The organism is Pseudomonas sp. FW305-20, from assembly GCF_058788075.1.
On record NZ_JBYTAJ010000001.1, the window covers coordinates 350,616 to 372,039 of the forward strand.

General features: G+C 60.1%; 22 protein-coding genes. 9 read left to right on the forward strand and 13 right to left on the reverse strand.

The window, feature by feature from the left end; all coding sequences use genetic code 11:
* The first annotated feature begins 82 nt into the window (after positions 1–82).
* Positions 83–1,300, forward strand: a complete 1,218-nt coding sequence (locus tag AC3WP4_RS01625; protein ID WP_102614324.1) for a DUF3422 domain-containing protein — start codon at positions 83–85, stop codon at positions 1,298–1,300.
* Between the two features lie 32 nt (positions 1,301–1,332).
* Here the strand turns inward: AC3WP4_RS01625 and AC3WP4_RS01630 are convergent, their stop codons facing one another.
* Together AC3WP4_RS01630 and AC3WP4_RS01635 are read right to left on the reverse strand one after the other, a co-directional pair.
* Complete coding sequence (locus tag AC3WP4_RS01630) at positions 1,333–2,451, reverse strand: glycosyltransferase 61 family protein (protein ID WP_102614215.1); 1,119 nt, start codon at positions 2,449–2,451, stop codon at positions 1,333–1,335.
* A gap of 74 nt (positions 2,452–2,525) precedes the next feature.
* Positions 2,526–3,680, reverse strand: a complete 1,155-nt coding sequence (locus AC3WP4_RS01635) for a GNAT family N-acetyltransferase (protein WP_102614323.1) — start codon at positions 3,678–3,680, stop codon at positions 2,526–2,528.
* 282 nt (positions 3,681–3,962) lie between these two features.
* On the opposite strand from AC3WP4_RS01635, the gene AC3WP4_RS01640 reads away from it, so the two are divergent.
* From AC3WP4_RS01640 to AC3WP4_RS01650, 3 genes are all read left to right on the forward strand, one after another.
* Entirely contained in the window at positions 3,963–4,163 is a 201-nt protein-coding gene (locus AC3WP4_RS01640) for a hypothetical protein (protein ID WP_074880770.1), read from the forward strand.
* Positions 4,164–4,345: 182 nt separating this feature from the next.
* Positions 4,346–4,786, forward strand: coding sequence for a hypothetical protein (locus AC3WP4_RS01645; protein WP_074877855.1), 441 nt, complete (start codon positions 4,346–4,348; stop codon positions 4,784–4,786).
* A 231-nt stretch (positions 4,787–5,017) separates the two neighbouring features.
* Positions 5,018–5,944 (forward strand): universal stress protein, encoded by a 927-nt coding sequence (locus AC3WP4_RS01650; RefSeq protein WP_074877856.1) that lies wholly within the window; start codon positions 5,018–5,020, stop codon positions 5,942–5,944.
* A gap of 138 nt (positions 5,945–6,082) precedes the next feature.
* On the opposite strand, the gene AC3WP4_RS01655 is transcribed toward AC3WP4_RS01650, so the two are convergent.
* The 4 genes from AC3WP4_RS01655 to AC3WP4_RS01670 form a co-directional block, all read right to left on the reverse strand.
* Positions 6,083–6,895, reverse strand: coding sequence for a class I SAM-dependent methyltransferase (locus AC3WP4_RS01655; RefSeq protein WP_102614214.1), 813 nt, complete (start codon positions 6,893–6,895; stop codon positions 6,083–6,085).
* Between the two features lie 292 nt (positions 6,896–7,187).
* Entirely contained in the window at positions 7,188–8,417 is a 1,230-nt protein-coding gene (locus AC3WP4_RS01660) for a cytochrome c biogenesis protein DipZ (protein WP_102614213.1), read from the reverse strand.
* Positions 8,418–8,588: 171 nt separating this feature from the next.
* A complete protein-coding gene (locus AC3WP4_RS01665; RefSeq protein WP_102614212.1) occupies positions 8,589–8,801 on the reverse strand; it encodes a hypothetical protein in 213 nt (70 codons plus the stop codon).
* Positions 8,802–8,837: 36 nt separating this feature from the next.
* Entirely contained in the window at positions 8,838–9,101 is a 264-nt protein-coding gene (locus AC3WP4_RS01670; RefSeq protein ID WP_076027794.1) for a DUF2790 domain-containing protein, read from the reverse strand.
* Positions 9,102–9,406: 305 nt separating this feature from the next.
* On the opposite strand from AC3WP4_RS01670, the gene AC3WP4_RS01675 reads away from it, so the two are divergent.
* Both AC3WP4_RS01675 and AC3WP4_RS01680 read left to right on the forward strand, forming a co-directional pair.
* Positions 9,407–10,147, forward strand: coding sequence for a response regulator (locus tag AC3WP4_RS01675; RefSeq protein ID WP_102614211.1), 741 nt, complete (start codon positions 9,407–9,409; stop codon positions 10,145–10,147).
* Positions 10,144–11,451, forward strand: a complete 1,308-nt coding sequence (locus tag AC3WP4_RS01680) for a sensor histidine kinase (protein WP_074877867.1) — start codon at positions 10,144–10,146, stop codon at positions 11,449–11,451. Before AC3WP4_RS01675 ends, AC3WP4_RS01680 begins: the two co-directional genes overlap by 4 nt.
* 124 nt (positions 11,452–11,575) lie before the next feature.
* Here AC3WP4_RS01680 and AC3WP4_RS01685 read toward each other — a convergent pair whose 3' ends face one another.
* The 3 genes from AC3WP4_RS01685 to AC3WP4_RS01695 are packed head-to-tail and all read right to left on the reverse strand — an operon-like array spanning position 11,576 to position 13,830.
* Positions 11,576–11,986 (reverse strand): SRPBCC family protein, encoded by a 411-nt coding sequence (locus AC3WP4_RS01685; RefSeq protein ID WP_102614210.1) that lies wholly within the window; start codon positions 11,984–11,986, stop codon positions 11,576–11,578.
* A 27-nt stretch (positions 11,987–12,013) separates the two neighbouring features.
* Positions 12,014–12,811, reverse strand: a complete 798-nt coding sequence (locus AC3WP4_RS01690; protein WP_102614209.1) for an SDR family NAD(P)-dependent oxidoreductase — start codon at positions 12,809–12,811, stop codon at positions 12,014–12,016.
* Between the two features lie 2 nt (positions 12,812–12,813).
* On the reverse strand, positions 12,814–13,830 hold the full coding sequence (locus tag AC3WP4_RS01695; RefSeq protein WP_074877873.1) for an aldo/keto reductase: 1,017 nt from the start codon (positions 13,828–13,830) through the stop codon (positions 12,814–12,816).
* A gap of 118 nt (positions 13,831–13,948) precedes the next feature.
* Here AC3WP4_RS01695 and AC3WP4_RS01700 point away from each other — a divergent pair, with 118 nt between their 5' ends.
* Together AC3WP4_RS01700 and AC3WP4_RS01705 are read left to right on the forward strand one after the other, a co-directional pair.
* Entirely contained in the window at positions 13,949–14,848 is a 900-nt protein-coding gene (locus AC3WP4_RS01700; RefSeq protein ID WP_102614208.1) for a LysR substrate-binding domain-containing protein, read from the forward strand.
* Between the two features lie 47 nt (positions 14,849–14,895).
* Positions 14,896–15,816, forward strand: a complete 921-nt coding sequence (locus AC3WP4_RS01705; protein ID WP_074877877.1) for a LysR substrate-binding domain-containing protein — start codon at positions 14,896–14,898, stop codon at positions 15,814–15,816.
* Here the strand turns inward: AC3WP4_RS01705 and AC3WP4_RS01710 are convergent.
* From AC3WP4_RS01710 to AC3WP4_RS01725, 4 genes are all read right to left on the reverse strand, one after another.
* Positions 15,737–16,333: a DinB family protein gene (locus AC3WP4_RS01710; protein ID WP_074877879.1), complete on the reverse strand. Its 597-nt coding sequence runs from the start codon at positions 16,331–16,333 to the stop codon at positions 15,737–15,739. The genes AC3WP4_RS01705 and AC3WP4_RS01710 overlap by 80 nt on opposite strands.
* A 259-nt stretch (positions 16,334–16,592) precedes the next feature.
* Positions 16,593–17,711 carry an NAD(P)/FAD-dependent oxidoreductase gene (locus AC3WP4_RS01715; RefSeq protein ID WP_102614207.1) on the reverse strand — a complete coding sequence of 373 codons (1,119 nt, stop codon included), beginning with the start codon at positions 17,709–17,711 and terminating at the stop codon, positions 16,593–16,595.
* A 16-nt stretch (positions 17,712–17,727) separates the two neighbouring features.
* Positions 17,728–19,032, reverse strand: coding sequence for an MFS transporter (locus AC3WP4_RS01720; protein WP_102614206.1), 1,305 nt, complete (start codon positions 19,030–19,032; stop codon positions 17,728–17,730).
* Positions 19,033–19,301: 269 nt separating this feature from the next.
* A complete protein-coding gene (locus AC3WP4_RS01725) occupies positions 19,302–20,090 on the reverse strand; it encodes an SDR family oxidoreductase (RefSeq protein WP_102614204.1) in 789 nt (262 codons plus the stop codon).
* Between the two features lie 154 nt (positions 20,091–20,244).
* On the opposite strand from AC3WP4_RS01725, the gene AC3WP4_RS01730 reads away from it, so the two are divergent.
* Positions 20,245–21,411, forward strand: coding sequence for an iron-containing alcohol dehydrogenase (locus AC3WP4_RS01730; RefSeq protein WP_102614203.1), 1,167 nt, complete (start codon positions 20,245–20,247; stop codon positions 21,409–21,411).
* The last annotated feature ends 13 nt before the right edge of the window (positions 21,412–21,424 follow it).

The following is a 21,424-nucleotide window of genomic DNA, read 5'->3' on the forward strand; positions in this document are numbered from 1 at the left end:
AGGCGTCTTTTTTGAGCTTGTGACTCATCAGTTCATCGACCTGTCCCACCTACAACAGCAGTCGATCAATGGCCTGAACAGCATGCATCCGCAACGACAAACCCTGCACAACGAACTGCACGCGCGTCCGTCACTGTATTTCGACGAACCGGCCCATGTGTTTCATCTGGCCTTCCTTGGCGGGGAGCCACAGTGCAACGCGCTGCTGGAGCGCTGCTGCCCGACGCCAATCGATCCTCATGCTGCCCAGGGCATCACCCGACTCGATGGCCACGCCCTGAAATGGGAACGCCACGCCGAGTTCTTCACCCTGACCCTGGTGGTCACTTCATCCAGCGATGACCTGTCCTGGACATCACTGCCCGAGGTGCTGGCGCAAAAGATCGATGCGCATTTGCCGCAGCTGATCAACTCGGTGCAGATCGTCGTGCGTGGCGAAGCCGGCCTGGACCTCGCCAGCTACGGCTTCAAGGACCCGTGCGGTTCCTGCGTGGGCGGTGGCGATGCGGTGGTCTGGAGCGATTTTCGTCTCAGCGAGGACGGCAACAACCACATCCTGTTCATCAACCGGCGCCTCAATGCTTACCGCCAAGGGCGGATGATCCGTCGTTTGCTGGAAATCGAAACCTACCGCATGATGGCCTCGCTATCGTTGACCACGGCCAAGACCTTGAGCGCGCAACTCGATGTCTTTGACAAGACCTTGGTCACCCTCTCCGAGCGTAACGCCGACGCTGACAGCGGCAACGCAAAAGCCCTGCTGGCGGACATCTCCAACTTGTCAGCCCAAGTGGTCAGCAGCACCGCGAAAACCCGCCACCGCTTCAGCGCCACCCAGGCCTATGCCCAACTCGTGTACGAGCGCCTGGGCGAATTGCGGGAAAGTCACGTCGGCGATTGCCAGCGTCTGGGGGTGTTCATCGAACGGCGCTTCAAACCCACCGTCAGATACTGCACCGCCACCGAACAACGCCTGGAGCACCTGGCCAAAAGCGTGGCCAACCTGGGCGACCTGTTGCAAGCCCGGGTTCAGGTGGAAATGGAGGAACAAAACTCGGAAATTCTCAAAAGCCTCAACGCCCGCGCCGATGCCCAGATCAAGATCCAGCGCGCCGTGGAAGGCCTGTCGATCATCGCCATCACTTACTACCTGCTGAACCTGCTCAAGCTCGGCTACTCAGGGTTGCACCTGCTCGGCGCCGAGGTGGCCCCGCGAGAGGCAATGCTGGCGATGACGCCCCTCGCGATTGCGATCCTTGCGCTGATTATTTTCCGCATCAAGAAAGTCAAAGAGCACTGATACGGTGAGTCGCAGGGAAGCGCCATCCCCCATCAGGACGGGAACAGGTCCAGTGTGCGCTCGACCTCTTGAATGTCGATCTTGAAGCCATCGCCCTCTGGCGTTCCGACCACAAAGCCAAAATTCTGGTGGTCGCGATCCGTCAGGTACTTGAAGTAGCTGACGAAACGGTTCGGTGGCTGCAGTACCAGCAACGAACCACCCTGCGGCAGTACATTCACACCATGTACCAGCTGGCTCCCTTCGACCCCCATCACGATCCGCGCCCCGGCACATGTCGCCACGATGGTCGGCACATCGGTTTTCAAAGGGTCGACTATGCGAAACCCTCTGCTTTTGCGCAGATGTTCAGCGAGCTCCCTTTCATTGCGTAAATAGCGCAAGTCACCGTCGCCACCTCGCAGAATGAACACGCCGGGGTGGGACTCATAGCTCACGTGCGACAGTAGTTTTTCGCCCATGGCACGGAAACGTAAATGCCTGCTTTGATTGTTGCTCACATCGTCGAACAGCACGAGTTCACGAAAAAACGCACTGTGCAGGCGAAGCGGTTTCATATCAAACCAGTCCTCATAAGCGGGAGCCTGGGTAAACAGAGGAAACCTGGCAGAGGGCGCGGTGGTTATCGGGACGCCTTCGTTACATGCCAATGAATAGGTCGGGCAGTCTTCCATCAACCACGTACCAAACCATGTATTTCCGTTTTGCGTGCAGTAGGCGGCGCCGCGCTCGATTTCGTTTTCCACGAGAATTCGCGGAAACATACCGGGCTTGAGAGACAGCCAGTGACTTGCATTGTTCTTGTAGAGCGCTCCATCGATCAGCCAGACATCCTTGATCAGGTAGCCACGTGTCGGGCCTTGCACAACGGTGCCCAGCCCTTCCATGGTGCGAGCGGGATGCTCGAAAGGATAAAAGCGCTTTGCCTCCCAGCCTGTGACACGGTCCATTTGATTGGGCAGGAAGAAAGCAGGCGGAGAATACGATGTGCCACCCGGAGCCACGTCCCAGGTTTTCGCCGCCAGGCTTTTTAAGTTGATCTCCGCCTTTCGTGCGAGTCTTTTTCTTGCCATGTACCGGTAGGCGGCAAGGGTCCATTTTTTCCGATTGCCCGTGGTTGAAGTGCTGATTGGCGAGACATCGCTTTCCATGAAAAGTCCTCCCTGCACAACAGGGTCAATAGTCAGACGCGAAGCGCTCTGTTTATTTCAGGCCTGGAAATTGTTCAGCTCGATGCAATCCTTTTCATAATGGGTGGGGTCTGCAAACTGGCATAGCGACTACGCAAGGTTTCGAGAAACTGTTCGCCCGAGTTCCTGGCGCAATAAAGATAAATCTTGTGCAGCCCGCCAAATACCATTTCATGATAACGGCTAGCCACTTCCTCATCGCTTGGCCCGTCCGGCAAGCCAAGGTGAAGGGTCAATTCCTTGCCTTCAACCGCGAATAACGGTGTATCCCAGAGGAATTTGGCCGCCCCTGTCTTGGGCAGCCGGACAAACATGTAAGCGTGGTTGCCCATGGAATCAATATCACCGCCGCGCCTTCTTTTCCATTTCAGAAGTCCGTCATCCGGCCGCGCCAGGCAAAGACCGATGTCGTAATAATCGAAGCCATTGTCTATCGCCCATTCAAGTGCCATGAAGGTGGTAATCGAGTTCACTTCACGCAGTCTTTTGGCATCTGAAAAAATCGCCTCGGTGTATCCGAAACGCAGCGTGCTCCAGTAGCGCTTTCCGCCCCGGGTTATTACACAGCCAAGGTGACAGGCAACGACCTCGTCCTCCAGCATGATCAGGTCGAGCCGGCCGACGGTCTTGGCAATCCTGAAGACCTCCGGCGTGGCAAATTGCGCAGCGTGGATGCCTTGCCTTGCCGTGGCATAAGGTCTAAGCATCTCCCTATCGGCCTTTTCAATGTCTTCGTCCAACAGCGTCTGGACCATTCGGTAGCGCGGCCGGTTCTTGCGGATGTTTCGCCGTAATTCGCTGTCGTATTTTGTGGTGATCTCCTCGACGGATCGCCCCAGCGGTACGACGGCACTCAAATACAGGGGTACAAACAAGGCCCCCGAAGTCGGCATTTCACTCACCACCACTACATGGCTCGACACGCCAGGTTGCGCTTCGACGTCGACAACAGGGGAATCACCCTGGGTCTTTCCCCTGATGAGAAGCTTGGCCATCTCGCGCTTCTTTTTTCTTCCGATATAAAGGATTTCGTAGGGACTTTCGTTCTGCGCTCTGAACCTGGCAATCTCCCAGCGCCAGAAACACGCACGCCCAAGGATGTCTCGCAACCAGTGTGAAGCGTTTCTAATCTCATACCGCATTGAAGGAGATATCAGTTTGCGGATAACGGCCGCCACGTTCTCTTTCATTTCTTCGTCATCCTTTGAGCTTTCTTTGGGGCAGATCAGAAAAAGATCAAGGCGGAACTTCAAAGTGGCGCGCTTAAACCTTGATATAAAAGACATTTATTGATGACGAACGCTCTCACGTTCAGTGACTAGTAAAGTTCAAGGTAGCCACTTTGCAAGCGATATGAAGTGGCGTCAGTTGTCTATTTCATGACGCCAATTTTTCTTCCAGATCCGGTACAAAAATCTCGAACTCAAGCCATGGCATCGAATCCAATGTTCAGGCCAATGGAGGTCATTAAAATGAACAACGATGACAGTGTTAACGACGTCGAATCAGACGAAAATTCAAACGCCGAAACAGATCGTGAGAACAGGGGCACGGGCGCCAAAGAGGCGAATGAAACCGTCACGCCCTCTTCACCCCGAACCCGGGAGCAGGAAGCTGAGGAGCTCAATCGGAAAATAGCGGAGATAGAACGCAAAGTGGCGGACGGTAACTAGCAACACGCCAAGGGCCGTGAGGCCATCATCTGAAGCCCTTCCGTTCCTGTACGTCGTCACGCATTTGCATTGACATTGGACGGGGCTTGACCGGGTTCCGGTGCTACGCTTTTATTTCCTCGAATAGAGAACGAAGCGATGCTCACCGAACCCTCACCCCCCAGACGTTCACGACTGTAGCCATGAAACAGATCCTGATCGGTGGTATCACCGTAGCGCTTATCGGCACGATGACGTATGGGTTTTTCCAATGGAAAACCGTCGAAAGCCAGAAACACGACATGCTGTGCGGAGAAGCCAAGCAGACGCTCAAAGGCGTGGAAATCCGGGCGCGGGCGTTGGCTGCCGGGCTGTCCGTAGAAGCCTATGGCAAGGCTGAAGAAGACGAAGTGGCGACACTCATTGGTGCACTCGACGCCGCCAAGAGCGACGCAGAAGTCGATTCGGTCATAGAGGCTCACGCGGCCACCATCGAAGCAGAGGATGCGGCTATTGACGCCGAGGTTGATACCCGAGGCGATCAGACATTTCTCGAGCAACGACTGGTGAAGCAGCGGATCCCGGTCGACGTCAAGCAAGAACTGCAACGCGCCGCGAAGGCTGTTAGCGTCAGGTGCAGTTAGTAATCAACAGTAGTGCCCTCCTCCACAGCCCCAAGTAACAGTCCCCGATATCCTCGTGCAAGACCAACCCGCCGAACCTACTCCCACAGATTGACCAACGCTTGCGGCACCATCACGAACTTCAGCCCGCGTCCGGTTTGCGGACGGGAGGATGATCATGGTCAATACTTAGAGACTGGGTGTACGTCGCACGAGCCGCACGTCGGGCGGCTAATCCACGGGAGGTTCGTCATGTCTGGTCAATCCCGCTTCATGCTGGTTGCATCACCGCTGATGGAACACAGCCCCGCTTTCGACAGGGCCGCTGCGCTGGCCAAGGCCGAAGACGCCGCGCTGCACATCGTCGCCTTCGATTACCTAGAGGGTCTGGCAACCGCCAGCCTGGTCAACGAAAAGGCCCTGGAACAGATGCGCGTGGGCTACGTCGAGCGCCACCGCCAATGGCTTGAGGAACAGGCCCGTCCCTTGCGCAAAATCGGGGTTCACGTCACCACCGAAGTGGCCTGGGTAGAACGTCCGCTGGAAGAAATCCTGATTCACCTCAAGGAACAGCCGATGGATGTGCTGATCAAGGCGCTGGAGCACGAATCCCTGTTGTCGCGGCTGATATTCACCCCGCTCGATGTGCATTTGTTGCGCGAATGCCCGGTACCGCTGCATTTCGTCAGCCACGCCGTGCACGCGCTGCCCCGAAAGATCGTTGCGGCGGTCGACCCCTTTCATCGCGATGACCATTACAAAACCTTCAACGACCGGATCCTTCACGAGGCGGCGAAACTGGCGAGCGCCTGTAATGCCGAGCTCGATGTGGTCTATGCCTATGACCTTTCATCCATCAGTGCCGATGAATTCGGCTTCGACAACGGTTCGGCGTTCTTCTCGTCGGGCAAGGCCAGGACCGTATTCGATTACCAGGAGGACGCCTTCAACGACCTGGCCGAGCGCAACGGCATCGCGCCGGAGCAGAGGCACATGATCATGGGTAACCCGGCCAAGGTCCTCACCCGCTATGCCGACGCCTATGACGTTGATGTGATTGTCATGGGCCGGATTGGCCATCGCGGCATGGGCCGGCTGATCGGCAGCACGGTGGAGCATCTGCTGTACAAAATGCCGTGCAGCGTTTGGGTGGTGTACACCGAGCGGCTGGATGAATAATTGCCCCCCCGACAAAAACACTATCCCCCTGTGGGAGTGAGCCTGCTCGCGATGGCGGATTTTCAGTCAACATCAATGTTGAATGTAAGGCCCTCATCGCGAGCAGGCTCACTCCCACAGGGGGATAGTGTTGCCAGCTCAACGCCGGGTGATGACTACTTCCAGGTATTCACTCGGCACCACCAGCGATTTTTCTCCCGCTCGGTTCAAGCGGTTCAACAGTTCAGTCAGGTCGTTTTCCAGCGCCTGGGCGCCTTCAGGAGGTAGCGCCGCGAAGGCTTTGTGGACCGGACCGTACCAGGTGCGGAACGTGTCGATGAAATGCGCGGCCGAGCGGTAACGGAAATTAAAGGTCTTGCGCGCCACCTGGAGCAGGAAGTCTCGTTCGTCGAACTGCGTGCGCAGCCAGGTTTCGGTGCCCCACTGCGAAGGCGGTTGAGCGCCCGGCGGTGGCGGCAGGTGGCGGCCGAGTGTCTTGAACATCTGGCCGACAAAACCTTCGGGCGTCCAGTTGGCGAGGCCAATCCGCCCTCCGGGACGACAGACCCGCGCCAGTTCCGCCGCGGCCTTGGGCTGATCCGGGGTAAACATCACGCCGAAGGTCGAAAGCACGGCATCGAAGCTGGCATCCTCGAACGGCAAGGCTTCCGCGTCAGCCACTTGAAAGGTCACGTCCAGGCGCTCTGCCCTGGCCCGGTCTTCGCCGCGTTCCAGTAGCGCGGCGACATAGTCGGTAGAGGTGACGTGGCAACCACGGCGCGCGGCAGCGAGCGTCGCGTTACCGTTGCCGGCAGCCACGTCGAGCACGCGTTCATCGCAAAGCAAATCGCAGGCTTCGGCCAGTTGCTCACCGACAATCTGCAAGGTGGTGCCGATCACGGCATAGTCGCCACTGGCCCAAGAGGCCATCTGACGGTTTTTCAAGGCAGTTAGATCAATGGGTGTACTCATGGATTCTTTCTCCGGCGGAGTGGGATCACTGAGCAGGAACCGGCGGATACTGACTCCGCCGTCATGGGATCGATAATGTTCAGGCCCGGGGAAACGCTGACGCGGCGCCCGGGATCTCGCGTTCTATAACGAACTTGGGCATGGCAACCTCTCATTCTTTTTATTGATGACAGGGTCGGCAGGCCCTGTGTGCCAACTATCGCGCCGGACAACGCTGGCGTCCTGCCCGATCGTCGGCCAACCCTGCCCGATCGTCTGGAGATTTCACGGGTGGAGCTGTTGATTTACAGGTTCATGCGGCAGGGGCGGGGGCTTTGGCGTCAGCCTTGGCCTCTTCGAGCAACTGCTGAATCATCTTCTCCTGAGCCTCGTAGCGGCCTTCACCAAAATGGGTGAAACGCACCTGGCCCTTGGCGTCGATCAGGTAGTGAGCCGGCCAGTACTGGTTGTCGAAATTGCGCCAGATCGCGTAGTTGTTGTCGATGGCCACCGGGTAGGTAATGCCGAGCTTTTTCACCTGATCCTTGACGTTGTCGATGATGCGCTCGAAACCGTATTCAGGGGTGTGGACGCCGATCACCACCAGGCCATCCTTCTCGTATTTCTTCGCCCAGTCCTTCACGTACGGCAAGGTGTGCTGGCAGTTGATGCAGTCGTAGGTCCAGAAATCCACCAGCACCACTTTGCCTTTCAGCGAATCGTTGCTCAGCGCCGGCGAGTTGAGCCATTCGACCGCACCGGACAGCGACGGCATCGGGCCTTGGGCGTTGTCCATGGACGACTCTGCGCTGACCTTGCTGACGAAGTAATCGACGACTTTCGGCACGGTTTCCAGCACGCGTTGCTCAACCGTCGTCAGGCTTTCGGATGAAGTGCCGGCCAGCAGTGTCTTGTCGGCACCGGTAGAAATCACCGCCGCAGCCGCCAGCACCGCAACCCCCGTACCCCGACGCAGCCAACCGGTGACCGGAATCGACGACTTCAAGCGATTGACCAGCCCGCGGCCGGCGAAAATCAAGGTGCCCAGGGACAATGCGCTGCCCAGGCCGTACGCCACCAGTAACAGGCTGGTTTGAGCGTTTGCGCCTTGCAGCATGGCGCCCGTGAGGATGACCCCGAGGATCGGTCCGGCGCATGGAGCCCAGAGCAGGCCGGTGGCAACGCCGATCATGACCGAACCCAACGGGCCGGACATTTTGCGGGTGTCTGGATCGAGGCGGTTGCCCAGCGCCACGAAGGGCCGGGCCAGCCAGTCACCGACACGGGCGGAAATCAGCGACAGGGCAAACAGCGCCATTACGATGAGGGCCACGTGACGGCCGGAATTATTGGCGTGTACCACCCACTCGCTGCTGACCACGGCCAGACTGGAAATCAGGGCGAAAGTCAGGACCATGCCGCCAAGGGTGAGCAGGATCGAGGAACGTGTGCGTTTGACACCGGCGAACAGGAACGGCACGACCGGGAGGATGCAAGGGCTGAGGACGGTCAATATGCCGCCCAGGAAAGCGATGAGAAACATTGGGATCACCTTGAATATAGAGAGGGGGCGACACACCACCCATCCCTGTGGGAGCGAGCCTGCTCGCGATGGCGGTCTGGCAGTCACTGAAAGGCTGAATGTGCTGCCGTCATCGCGAGCAGGCTCGCTCCCACAGGGAGACAGTGGCGTTTACAAAATTTAGCTAGAGCGTCAGACCGCCTGGTTTTCCAGCTTCTGGCCCTGCGGGGTGCGGCTCGACCCGTCGTCTGCCAAAAAGGCGTTCCCGCCCTTCTGCGCCACCGGCGTCAGCTGAAAGCAAGTCGCGCTGCCACAGCTTTTCTGTTCAACAGCAGCATTGGCATGGGCAGCGGCGCCCGCCACGGAGAAGGCAATGGCCGTCAAAAAGCGGCTTACGTTGTTCATGATGTTCCTCCTGTTTGAAATGGGTCAGCGCAGGACTCAGTTGTCTGAGTTGCAGCTATCAGCAAATTTTCGATAGTCCAGGACCTGGGTTTTGTTATGGGAATCCAGGTAAGTCAGCTGGGCATCCACAACTGCGCAGGAAGTCGAGTCGTCCTGTTTCAGCGACACCACTTTCTTGATGTCCAGGTGCGTGCCGTAGGTGTAGGTTTTAGCGGCGACATCGGCTTCGGCGCGGGCCGACAAGGTGCAGATGTTCAGGGCGGCAAACAGGCAAGCGGCACAGACGGCTTTGGCGTTCATGGTGGTTTCCTCAAGGCTTCAACAGGGCAATCGTTGATTGGGCCGAGGCGGTTTGATTTGCCTCGATGGAACTTATTAGAAGCTCGCGAGGTATCTCGTCTGTGTCGGGAACAGGCGCGGGTAAATCGTTACGTATCAGAACCGGGCCGGGATACACAGCGATACAAACGCCCTGAAAACGGGGGTTTTTGCCTCCACGTGTATCCGTCGACAGGCCAGATACACTGCAATACAAAGGACTGCGGGCGAGCGGGCCAAGGCTCGATAGACTGCGCGACATCCCCCATCTACAGAGGCCTGGCCAAATGGAACACGTCGATCACATTCTCATCGTGGACGATGACCGCGAGATCCGGGAACTGGTAGGCAACTACCTCAAGAAAAACGGCCTGCGCACCACCGTCGTGGCCGATGGGCGGCAAATGCGCACGTTCCTGGAGTCCACACAGGTGGACCTGATCGTGCTCGACATCATGATGCCGGGCGACGATGGCCTGGTGCTGTGCCGTGAGTTGCGCGCCGGCAAACACAAGGCCACGCCAGTGCTGATGCTCACCGCGCGCAATGATGAAACCGACCGCATCATTGGCCTGGAAATGGGCGCCGACGATTACCTGGTCAAGCCTTTCGCCGCCCGTGAGCTGCTCGCCCGCATCAACGCGGTGCTGCGCCGCACGAGGATGCTGCCACCCAACCTGGTGGTCACCGAAAGCGGTCGCTTGCTGGCCTTCGGACGCTGGCGCCTGGACACCTCGGCCCGGCACCTGCTCGATGAAGACGGGACGATGGTCGCCCTCAGTGGCGCGGAATACCGGTTGCTGCGGGTGTTCCTCGATCACCCGCAGCGGGTGCTCAATCGCGATCAATTGCTGAACCTGACCCAAGGCCGCGATGCCGACCTGTTCGACCGCTCCATCGACTTGCTGGTCAGCCGCTTGCGCCAGCGCTTGCTGGACGATGCCCGCGAACCGGCCTACATCAAAACCGTGCGCAGCGAAGGCTATGTGTTTTCGCTGCCGGTGGAAGTCCTCGGGGCGCCCTCATGAACCTCTCCATGCGCTGGCCTCGCACCCTCGCCTCGCGGCTGTCGCTGATCTTCCTGATCGGCTTGATTCTCGCGCAGGCGCTGTCTTTCGGCGCGCAGTACTACGAGCGGTACGAAAGCACGAAAAACACCATGCTGGGCAATCTGGAAACCGACGTCTCGACCTCCATCGCCATCCTCGACCGCTTGCCGGCCGAAGAACGCATGAGCTGGCTGCAACAACTGAATCGACGTAACTACCGCTATTTGTTGAACGAAGGCTCGCCGGGCATGCCGATGAGCGATTCACCCATGGCGATGACGTCGATCAAGGAGGCCATCGGCAAGGATTACCCGATGACGGTGACCGACATCCCCGGGCCGGAAAAACATTTTCAGGTCCACCTGAAACTGGCAGACGGCAGCCCGGTGACCATCGACGTGCGACCCTCGATGGTGCCGTTGTCGCCTTGGCTGCCCATCGTGTTGCTGGGGCAATTGGCACTGATGCTCATCTGCACCTGGCTGGCGGTGAGAATCGCCATCCGCCCCCTCACCCGCCTCGCCCAGGCGGTGGAGACCCTGGACCCCAACACCCACGCGGTGCACCTGGACGAACAAGGCCCGACCGAAGTCGCCCATGCCGCCAAGGCCTTCAACTCGATGCAGGCGCGCATCGCCGCTTACCTCAAGGAACGCATGCAACTGCTGGCGGCGATTTCCCACGACCTGCAAACCCCGATCACCCGCATGAAACTGCGCGCCGAATTCATGGACGATTGCGCCGAGAAAGACAAACTCTGGAATGATCTTGGCGAGATAGAACACCTGGTGCGCGAAGGCGTGGCCTATGCCCGCAGCGTGCATGGCGCCACCGAGGAAAGTCGCCGCACCAATCTGGATTCGTTCCTCGACAGCCTGGTGTTCGACTATCAGGACATGGGCAAAGACGTGCAGCTCGGCGGCAAAAGCGACGCGGTGATCAACACCCGCCCGCACGCCTTGCGGCGGGTGCTGGTGAACCTGACGGACAACGCGCTGAAGTTCGCCGGCGCCGCCGAGTTGTGGGTGGAAGCGAAGGCTGACGGCAGTGTGTCGGTGAAGGTGATGGACCGCGGGCCGGGGATTGCCGAGGAAGAATTGGCCCAGGTGATGGAACCGTTTTATCGCGTGGAGAACTCGCGTAACCGCAGTACTGGCGGGACCGGGTTGGGGTTGGCGATTGCGCAACAGTTGGCGTTGGCGATCGGGGGATCGTTGACGTTGAGTAATCGTGAGGGGGGTGGGTTGTGCGCGGAGCTGAAATTACCGGCTCAGGCTCAGTAGCTGATCGTTCCCACGCTCCGCGTGGGAATGCCTCAAGGGACGCTCCGCGTTCCAACTCGCGAAAGGGACGCGGAGCGTCCCGGGCTGCATTCCCACGCAGAGCGTGGGAACGATCAGTTCAGGGTCAGGCCGGGTAGTTGGCGCGCAGGGCCTCGAGGCCACCCTGATAGATACCGGTAAACAGCGCCACCACGTCCTCGTCACTCACGCCCACAGGCGTAAACCGCCCGGACCACGTCACTCGCGCGCCCTGCCCCTGCGCATCAACACGGATAGTCGCCAGGTAGTCAGTAGCCGGAAACGGTGCCTGCAAAATCGAATAACTGTAAGTCTTCCCGGCGTTATCAAACGTCTCCAACCGTTCAACCACCACTGCGCCGTCCGCCGTTTGCAGGCTGCGCACCCGGCCGCCTTCACTCAGCTCGCTTTGGGGAATAAACGGCAGCCAGTCCGGCAGCGAGTTAAAGCCGCCAATCAATTGCCAAACCTGCTCGGCGGTCGCCGGAATGTCGATGAATGCTGATGCTGTAGCCATGAAATATTCTCTCTCAATCAAAAAGGTTCAGATCGCCATGCTGTCGACAACACCACCGTCGACGCGCAAAGCTGCGCCAGTGGTGGCCGAAGACAGCGGCGAGGCGATATAAGCCACCAGATTCGCGACTTCCTCGACATCCGCCACGCGTTGGATAATCGAACTCGGCCGGGCCTTGCGCACGAAGGCGTCGGCTTCTTCCCGAACGCTGCGCCCCGATTTGTCAGTGGCGTCTTTGAGCATCTGCTCCAGGCCATCGGTCAACGTCGGGCCAGGCAGGATAGCGTTGACCGTCACCCCGGTGCCTGCCAGCCGCTTGGCCAGACCATGAGACACCGCCAGGTTCGCGCTTTTGGTCACGCCGTAGTTGATCATGTCGGCCGGTGTTGCGACCCCGGATTCCGAGGACAGGAAGATCACCCGGCCCCAGCCCTGCTTGACCATGTCCGGCACGTAATGCCGTGACAGGCGCACGCCGGAGATCACGTTGACCTCATAAAAACGCGTCCACTCGCTGTCCGGTGCGTCGAAGAAATCCACATCGTTGAAGATCCCGAGGTTGTTCACCAGGATGTCCGCCCGCGGTTCGGCGGCGAACAACAACTCGGCGCCTTCGGCAGTGCCCAAATCGGCGGTCAGGCCACGCAACCGCGCATCCGGCACGCTCTGACGAATGCTCGCCAGCGCCTGTTCGACCTTGGCCGTCTCGCGGCCGATCACCACCACCGTGGCGCCGGATTCGGCCAGCGCCTTGCTGATGCCCAGGCCAATGCCGGCGGTGCTGCCGCTGACAATGGCGAGTTTTCCACTCAGATCGATGTTCATGCTCAACCTCCAATGATCGGCAATGGCGCGCGTTCGGACACCAGTTTCGCCTCGCGCATCGCCTGCCAGAACGCAGCGGGAATGACCGCCGACATCGCGGCAACGTCTTCAGCAATCCGATCGGGACGGCTGGAGCCTGGAATCACCGCCGCCACGGCCGGGTTAGCCAACGAAAACTGTAACGCCGCTGCCTTGATGTCGACACCATGGGCGGCCGCAATTCGCTTGATCTGCTCGACTTTATTGATGATCGCCGGGCTGGCTTTCTGGTACTCGAAGTGTGTGCCACCGGCCAGAATGCCCGAGCTATAAGGACCACCGACCACAATCTCGACGTTCTGCGCCAGCGCGGCGTCCATCAAACGTTGCAAGGCACGATCGTGATCGAGCAGCGTGTAGCGACCGGCCAGCAGAAAACCGTCCGGCTGGGCTTCGGTCAAATCCAGGGTCAGCTCGCACGGCTCAACCTTGTTCACGCCCAGCCCCCAGCCCTTGATCACGCCTTCTTCGCGCAAGCGGGTCAGTACCTTGAAGGCGCCGGTGCGGGCCTGGTTGAAGTATTCCAGCCATTGATCGCCGTAGAAGTCCTGGGCGATGTCATGCACCCAAACGATGTCCAGCCGATCGGTTTGCAGGCGCTTGAGGCTGTCTTCGATGGAGCGCAGCGTGGCGTCGGCGCTGTAATCGTTGACGATCTTGTTCGGGCGACCGTGTTCGAATACTCCACTTTTTTCGCCCAAATCACGGGCTGCGGCGTCTTCGACTTCATCGAGAATCACTCGGCCGACTTTGCTGCTGAGTACGTAGTCGTCGCGGTTGTACTGGGCCAGCGCGGTGCCCAGGCGTATTTCCGACAGGCCCGAGCCATAAAACGGAGCGGTGTCGAAGTAACGCACACCGGCATCCCAGGCGGCGTGGACGGTGGCGAGCGCCTCGTCTTCAGGAATGGCGCGGAACATGTTGCCCAATGGGGCGGTGCCGAAACCGAGGGCGCCAGGTAGTTTGTCTTTCAAGCTCATGGGTTTTTCCTCTTGAGTGTCAGGGGTCAGCAGAGGTGACCGTTGAGCAGATCCTAGATTGCGATGATCGGACCGTCCAAGACATAATGTGCAGCACTTGAGTCCCCAGAGGTCTGACATGATCGACATCCGCCAATTGCGCTACTTCGTCGCCGTCGCCGAAGAAGAACACGTCGGTCGCGCCGCCGAACGCCTGCACATTTCCCAGTCGCCCCTGAGCCGGCAGATCGCCCAGCTCGAAGAACGCCTGGGGCTGACCCTGTTCGAACGCAGCCAGCAACGCATTCGCCTGACCCGCGATGGCCAGACTTTCCTGGCTGAAACCCGTGCCCTGCTGACCCACGCCAATCGCCTGGAATCCCTGGGCAAGCGCCTCGGTCGTGGCGAAGAAGGCGGTTTGTGCATCGGCTACATCGAAAACGCCATGCACGCCGGCGTCCTGCCCAATGCCTTGCGGGTACTGCGGGTGGACCGGCCGAACGTGCACGTCGCGCTGTACAACCTCAATTCCGCCGAACAACTCGAAGGCCTGCGTCAGCGTAGTCTGGATATCGCACTGGTCAGCGAACCGCCCGTCGCCGACGACCCGGACCTGCTGGGTTTTCAGGTGCTGGACGATCCGATGCTGCTGGCCCTGCCCGAGCATCATCCGTTGGCTAACCACACCACACTGACCCCGGCAGATCTGGCCGATCAGGAATGGATCGGCGTGCAACCCCGCCAGGACGCCGCCAGCCGCGACGACTTCGTCAGCGCCTGCATCCGCGCCGGTTTCACCCCGGACATTCGCATGGAAGCCACTGAACCGTTTACCGCATTGGGGTTGGTGGCCTCGGGGCTGGGCATCGCCATGATCCAGAAAGGCCTGAGCCGCAACGCACCACCCGGCGTGGTGCTGCGCGAAGTGCCATGGATTTCCTTCACCACGCCGCTGTGGGCCGCGTGGCACCGGGTCAATTTGCGACCGCTGGTGGAAACGTTCAGGAAAGTGCTGACCGAACCGGGCCCGGCCACCTAATCGTCCACTCCGCGTGGGAAGCACACAAAACCCAGCGAGAACCCCGCATGAACCGCAACGACCTGCGCCGCGTCGATATGAACCTGCTGGTGATTTTCGAAACGCTGATGTTCGAAAAGAACCTGACCCGGGCCGGAGAGAAGCTGTTTCTCGGCCAGCCTGCCGTCAGTGCCTCGTTGGCCAAGTTGCGCGACCTGTTCGACGACCCGCTGCTGGTGCGTAACGGTCGGGTGCTGGAGCCGACCCAGCGCGCATTGGCGATTCTCAAGGAATTGCAGCCGGCGATGGACACCATCTCCGGCGCGGTCAGCCGGGCCAAGGATTTCGACCCGTCCACCAGCCGCGATGTGTTTCGCATCGGCCTGTCCGACGACGCCGAGTTCGGCTTGTTTCCGCCGCTGCTCAAGCAAATACGCGAAGAAGCGCAAAACGTTGTGGTGGTGGTGCGGCGGGTGAATTTCCTGCTGATGTCGTCGATGCTCTCCACCGGGGAGATTTCTGTCGGCATCAGCTACACCACGGAACTGCCAGCCAACGCCAAGCGCAAAAAACTGCGGGACCTGAGCGTGAAGATCCTGCGCGGCGACAATCGTCCCGGCCCCCTGACCCTGGATGATTACTGCGAACGTCCCCATGCGCTGGTGTCGTTTTCCGGGGATTTGACCGGGGCCATCGACAACGACCTCGCACGTATCGGCCGCTCACGCCGGGTGGTGCTGGCGGTGCCGCAATTCGCCGGCCTGCGCGCCTTGCTGGCCGGCACCGATATGCTGGCCACGGTGCCGGACTACGCGGCGTGCGCGCTGATCGAAGGCAGCAGCCAGTTGCGCGCCGACGACCCGCCGTTTGACATCGTGCTGTCGGAACTGTCCATGGTCTGGAACGGCGTCAACGATAACGATCCGGCAGAACGTTGGTTGCGCTCGAGAATTGCGCAACATATGTCGGCGCCGCTGCCGGGGCTCTAATCGGTTGGAAGGACGCGGGGTCAGTCTCACGCAGGTAGACCGGCAGGTCAGTGACCGGCGGCATGACCGGGATCTCGAAATACATCTGGATCACCCAGCCGCGGTGATAACTGGCGTGGTTGACCACATGCATCAATATCGCCCCGGCGCTCATGACGCCGCTTTCACCCGAGACAAAGCTGAACTCGACGGGCTTATCCAGCGAGGCATCGGTCTGCCGTTCGCTCCAATCGCAGTACCAGTGATCGATGTCTTTTTGCGCCTGGCGCAACTCGGCGAGTTCGGGGTGCAGCAAATCGTGTGACGTCTTGAAGCCGTGCCCTCGGCCTTCGAGGTGGGCCTGCCAGATGCAGTCCACTACGTAGAGGTGGTTTAGGGTGCCGATCATGTTCTTGAACACCGAGACGCGCTCTTTATTGACCTCACCCGGAGGCAGTGCAGCCAAGCTGTCAAAGAGGCGTTGATTGGCCCAGCGCTTGTAATCGGCCAGCATGCGGGCAGTGCGTACGTTAATCATCGCAGGTCTCCCATTGTGATGGGCGCACTGCAAAGCATAGACCTCACGGCGAGCGGCATCGCAAACGCTGATTACCGGTAGCTCCGCCGTAACACGACCTATGTAGCAGCTGTCGAGCAACGCGAGGCTGCGTTCGGCTGCGCAGCAGTCGTGAATCCTGTGCACGCGATTTATCTGAGACACCGCAGCGTATGGTTTAGCGACGGCTTCGTCCGAACGCGGCCCGCACCGAACGCAGCCTCGCGTTGCTCGACAGCTGCTACATAGGTCGTGGTGTGGCTAATATCGTCGTTACCCGATCGGCCAGCGCCAGGCAACTGGTCAAGCCCGGTGACTCGATACCGAACAGGTTCACCAGCCCCGGCACACCATGCTCGGCCGGCCCACTGATGGCAAAGTCGGCCGCCGGTTCGGCAGGCCCGGTGATTTTTGGGCGGATACCGCTGTAGGCCGGTTGCAGGCTGTTATCGGGCAATCCCGGCCAGTAACGTCGGATCGCTTCATAGAAACCATCGGCACGGCGCGGATCCACACGATAGTCGACCTGATCGACCCATTCGACGTCCGGCCCGAAGCGCGCCTGGCCGCCCAGGTCCAGCGTCATGTGCACGCCCAGCCCCGCACTTTCCGGGGCCGGATACACCAGATGCCGGAATGGCGCCCGGCCGCTGAAACTGAAATAGCTGCCCTTGCACAATCGAGCCTCGGGAACGTGCTGCGACGGCAAGCCGTCAATCCGGCTCGCCACCTCCGGCGCGGACAGCCCGGCGCAATTGATCAACTCGCGGCAGCTCAAGGCCGTCGGTTGCGCGCCGCCCATTTGCAGTTCGAAACCTTGCTCGGTGCAACGGGCTGACATCAATGGCGTATGAAAAACCAGCGACGTACCGCTGGCTTCGGCATCCCCCTGAAGCGCCAGCATCAAGGCATGGGAATCGACGATCCCGGTGGACGGCGACCAGAGCGCAGCGACGCAGGACATTGCCGGTTCAAGTTGCCGCGCCTGTTCGGCGTCCAGCCATTGCAGGTCATCGACGCCATTGCTGTGGCCCTGCGCCAACAACTTCCGCAAGCCCGCGCACTGACCGTCATCGGTGGCCACAATCAGCTTGCCCAGGCGCCGATAATCGACGCCGCGCTCATCGCAATAGGCGTAAAGGCGTTGCTTGCCCTCCACGCACACTTGCGCCTTGAGGCTGCCGCTCGGGTAGTAAATGCCGGCGTGGATCACTTCCGAATTGCGCGAGCTGATGCCCACGCCAATGCCCTCACCCGCCTCGACCAGGATCACCTCCCGCCCGCTGCGGGCCAGGGCTCTGGCGACCGCCAGCCCGACCACTCCGGCCCCGACCACCACGCATTCGATATCGACGCTCACCTGTCCTGCGCTCCTTTCACGCCAGCCCTCGTTCCCGATAATCGATCAGGCTGGAGAATATCGCCAGCAGCATCGCCATGACCACGAAGAAGATCAGCACCAGGAAGTACGACCCGGTGAACTGCACGATCAGCCCGATCAGGATCGGCACGATCACCCCGGCCATGTTCCCGCAGAAGTTCATGGTGCCGGCCAGCACGCCGGTTTTCGAGGTGCCGCCAAGGATCGACGGAATGCACCAGTACATGCCGCACCAGCGAATGAAAAACATCGCCACGCAGAGCAAACCGATCGCTTTGCTGGCCTCGCTCGCATACGCCACCGCCAGCATGCACAGGGCCGCCACCAGCGCCGAGCCGCTGAACATGCTGCGCATCACCAGGTTTGGCGAGGCGCCGCTGGATTTCCATTTGTCCCCCAGATAACCGCCAACCAGCTCGCCGACGAAACCGCACATGAAAATCAGGAAAGTCGCCCCGCCCATGCTCGAAATGTTCAGGCCGTGGGTCTGGTGCAGGTAGCTCGGCATCCAGGTCAGCAAACCGTAGAACACACTGAGGATGCAGCAATAACCGGCGAACATCGCCAACACCGAACGATCCTTGAGCAGCTCCTTGAGAGGAATGCTGGTGACCGCGCCGGGTTGGCTGACTTTGGTATTGCCCTCGGTGATGTGCGCCAATTCTGCAGCATTCACCCCTGGGTGCTCGCTGGGATGGTTGCGGATGTATTTCCAGGCCAGCACACCCGCGAGCATGGTGCCGACGCCAGCAATCACGAAGGCGATGCGCCAGGAGTCGAACCAGCCGATCAGGCCGGCAATGATGATCGCGCCGAAGGCACTGCCCAGCGGTGCACCGCCATCGACCAGCACCGCGCCGCGTCCGCGTTCGTTTGGTGTCAGCCAGGCGCCATTGAGCTTGGCCCCGGCGGGCATGATCGGCGACTCGGCAATGCCCAGGCCCATGCGGGTGATCAGCAGCGTGATCCAGTTGTGCGCGCCGGCGGCCAGGGCCTGAAAGGCGCCCCAGGCGACGGTCGCAATGACGATGACACGACGGGTCTGGAAACGATCCAGCAGCATGCCGCCAGGAATCTGCATCAATGCGTAGGACCAGAAAAACGCGCTGAGCATCAAGCCTTCCAGCGCCGGCGGGATCTGGAACTCACTGGAAATCAACGGCAAGGCCACCGACAACGAAGCGCGGTCGATGTAGTTGATCGCGGTCAGCAGCAACATGATGAGGAAGATCCGCCAGCGCACGCTGGTCGGGCGCTCGGTGGCGGTCAGGGACAGCGTTTCGGCACTCGGATTGTTCATGAGGGGCGCTCTTTATTGTTGTGGATGCAAGCGGCCCAATGCCTGTCAGCCACCGCAATCCTTGTGGGAGCGAGCTTGCTCGCGATAGCTGACTGGCAGACAACTCATCTGTTGAATGTAAGACCGCTATCGCGAGCAAGCTCGCTCCCACAGGTATTGCGTCTTGTCTGCCTGGCATTGGGTAAGCGGCTCCACTCTAATCACGCACCCGACAGCTGAATAATGAGGGGATCTGATTGGGGGATCACTGAACGTCATCCCCCAATCAATCAGAACGTACCGGGGTAGCTGCCGCCGTCCAGCAACAGGTTTTGCCCGGTAAGGAAACCAGCGTGGGCGCTGCAAATGAACGCGCAGTACGCGCCGAACTCGTCGGGCTGGCCGAAACGCTGGGCCGGCACGTGCTGGCGCCGCTGCTCGCTGATGCTCTCAAGCGTGGTGCTGTTAGCTTCGGCGGCGGCACTGAGGGTTTTGTGCAGGCGCTCAGTCTCGAACGGGCCTGGCAGCAGGTTGTTGATGGTGACGTTGTGCCCGGCCAGCCGCGACTGACGCGCGAGCCCGGCGATGAAACCGGTCAGCCCGCTGCGAGCGCCGTTGGACAGGCCCAGCACATCGATCGGCGCTTTCACCGCGCCAGAGGTGACGTTGACGATGCGCCCGAACCCTCGCTCGGCCATGCCATCGACGCAGGCCTTGATCAGCTCGATGGGCGTGAGCATGTTGGCGTCCAGCGCTTTCAACCAGTCTTCGCGCTGCCAGTCACGGAAGTCACCTGGCGGCGGACCGCCAGCGTTATTGATCAGGATGTCCACCTGCGGACACGCCGCCAACACCTGCTCGCGCACCGCAGGCGTGCTGATATCCCCGGCCACCGTGCGCACTTCGATGCTCGGTGCCAGGTTGCGCAACTCTTGGGCTGCAGCCTCCAAGGTTTCGTTGCCACGGGCGTTGATCACCAGGTTGACGCCCTCCTTCGCCAAGGCTCGCGCGCAGGCCAGCCCCAGGCCCTTGCTGGCGGCGCAGACGATGGCCCAGCGGCCCGATATTCCCAATTCCATGACGATGCTCCAGTCGGTTCGAAAACCTTACGTTACCACTGCGATAGGACACATCAGGGGATGACAAAGGGTGATCGCCGGATCAGACCTTTTCATTATCAGCCGCCTCCCACGCTTATTACTGTCTCCAGACCAATAAGAACCGGAGACACCCATGAACCCGTTCCAGTTTTATTTCCCCACGACCCTGAAAAGCGGCAACGGCCTGGTGCGTCAGGCCGGTGCGTTGCTCAAGCCGCACGTTCGAAAAAAACTGCTGGTGGTCACCGACGCAGGGCTGATGGCGTCGGGTGTGATGGAAGGCTTTTTCACTTCGCTGGTCGAGAGTGACATTCACTACGAAGTGTTTTCCGGTGTCGAACCCAACCCCACCACCGACGTGCTGGAACGCGCCGTGGCATTCCTGAAGAACCACGACTGCGATTCGGTCATCGGCGTCGGGGGCGGTAGCAGCATCGACACCGCCAAAGGTGTGGCGGCCATGGCCACCAACCCCGGCAACATCCTCGACTACGAGGGCTACGACAAACTGCTGCACCCGCCTCTGCCGATCTTTGCCATTCCGACCACCTCCGGCACCGGCAGCGAATGCACCGCCTCCACCGTGTTCACCAACACCAAAACCCTGTTCAAGACTGTGATCATCAGCCCGGCGCTGTTTCCGAAACTGGCGATTCTCGACGCCGAACTGACCCTCAAACTGCCGCCGTCGATCACCGCGGCCACGGGCATGGACGCCTTGACCCACGCCATCGAATCCTACGTGTCGAAACAGGCCAACCCGGTCAGCCAGGCCCTGGCGCTGCAAGCGATCAAGATGATCTGCACCCACCTGCCGAAAGCGTTTTTCAGCGGCTCCGACCTGCACGCCCGGGAACAGATGCTGCTCGGTTCGTTCCTCGCCGGCGTCGCGTTCGCTCAATCGAAACTGGGCAACGTGCATGCGATCTCCCACACCTTCGGCGGCGTATTCAACATTCCCCATGGCATCGCCAACGCGACGCTGCTGCCCTACGTCATCGAATACAACCTCGCGGCCTGCCCGGAGCTGTTTCGTGAAATCGCCGTGGCCATGGGCGAGAACGTTGATGGCCTGAGCGTTGCCCGCGCCGGGCACAAAGTGGTGGAACACGTGGTGGCGCTGAACAAGGCCATCGGCATTCCCGACAACATCAAGGACCTGGGCGTGGCCCTGGACTACATGCCGCAAATGGTCAGCGACTCGATGCGCAGCGGCAACGTGCTGGTCAATCCACGCCTGACCACCGCCGCCGACATCGAACGAATCATCAGCAACGCCTGGCACGGCACTCACTCCTGAAGAGACGACGCCC

Bases quoted from the DNA above. Each gene is read 5' to 3' on its own strand.
- AC3WP4_RS01710 (WP_074877879.1), bottom strand. From the start codon at position 16,333: ATGATTAACGTACGCACTGCCCGCATGCTGGCCGATTACAAGCGCTGG.
- AC3WP4_RS01635 (WP_102614323.1), bottom strand. From the start codon at position 3,680: ATGAAAGAGAACGTGGCGGCCGTTATCCGCAAACTGATATCTCCTTCA.
- AC3WP4_RS01700 (WP_102614208.1), top strand. From the start codon at position 13,949: ATGATCGACATCCGCCAATTGCGCTACTTCGTCGCCGTCGCCGAAGAA.
- AC3WP4_RS01690 (WP_102614209.1), bottom strand. From the start codon at position 12,811: ATGAACATCGATCTGAGTGGAAAACTCGCCATTGTCAGCGGCAGCACC.
- AC3WP4_RS01685 (WP_102614210.1), bottom strand. From the start codon at position 11,986: ATGGCTACAGCATCAGCATTCATCGACATTCCGGCGACCGCCGAGCAG.
- AC3WP4_RS01625 (WP_102614324.1), top strand. From the start codon at position 83: ATGCATCCGCAACGACAAACCCTGCACAACGAACTGCACGCGCGTCCG.
- AC3WP4_RS01680 (WP_074877867.1), top strand. From the start codon at position 10,144: ATGAACCTCTCCATGCGCTGGCCTCGCACCCTCGCCTCGCGGCTGTCG.
- AC3WP4_RS01730 (WP_102614203.1), top strand. From the start codon at position 20,245: ATGAACCCGTTCCAGTTTTATTTCCCCACGACCCTGAAAAGCGGCAAC.
- AC3WP4_RS01665 (WP_102614212.1), bottom strand. From the start codon at position 8,801: ATGAACAACGTAAGCCGCTTTTTGACGGCCATTGCCTTCTCCGTGGCG.
- AC3WP4_RS01705 (WP_074877877.1), top strand. From the start codon at position 14,896: ATGAACCGCAACGACCTGCGCCGCGTCGATATGAACCTGCTGGTGATT.
- AC3WP4_RS01630 (WP_102614215.1), bottom strand. From the start codon at position 2,451: ATGGAAAGCGATGTCTCGCCAATCAGCACTTCAACCACGGGCAATCGG.
- AC3WP4_RS01640 (WP_074880770.1), top strand. From the start codon at position 3,963: ATGAACAACGATGACAGTGTTAACGACGTCGAATCAGACGAAAATTCA.
- AC3WP4_RS01675 (WP_102614211.1), top strand. From the start codon at position 9,407: ATGGAACACGTCGATCACATTCTCATCGTGGACGATGACCGCGAGATC.
- AC3WP4_RS01660 (WP_102614213.1), bottom strand. From the start codon at position 8,417: ATGTTTCTCATCGCTTTCCTGGGCGGCATATTGACCGTCCTCAGCCCT.
- AC3WP4_RS01670 (WP_076027794.1), bottom strand. From the start codon at position 9,101: ATGAACGCCAAAGCCGTCTGTGCCGCTTGCCTGTTTGCCGCCCTGAAC.
- AC3WP4_RS01725 (WP_102614204.1), bottom strand. From the start codon at position 20,090: ATGGAATTGGGAATATCGGGCCGCTGGGCCATCGTCTGCGCCGCCAGC.
- AC3WP4_RS01655 (WP_102614214.1), bottom strand. From the start codon at position 6,895: ATGAGTACACCCATTGATCTAACTGCCTTGAAAAACCGTCAGATGGCC.
- AC3WP4_RS01645 (WP_074877855.1), top strand. From the start codon at position 4,346: ATGAAACAGATCCTGATCGGTGGTATCACCGTAGCGCTTATCGGCACG.
- AC3WP4_RS01695 (WP_074877873.1), bottom strand. From the start codon at position 13,830: ATGAGCTTGAAAGACAAACTACCTGGCGCCCTCGGTTTCGGCACCGCC.
- AC3WP4_RS01650 (WP_074877856.1), top strand. From the start codon at position 5,018: ATGTCTGGTCAATCCCGCTTCATGCTGGTTGCATCACCGCTGATGGAA.
- AC3WP4_RS01720 (WP_102614206.1), bottom strand. From the start codon at position 19,032: ATGAACAATCCGAGTGCCGAAACGCTGTCCCTGACCGCCACCGAGCGC.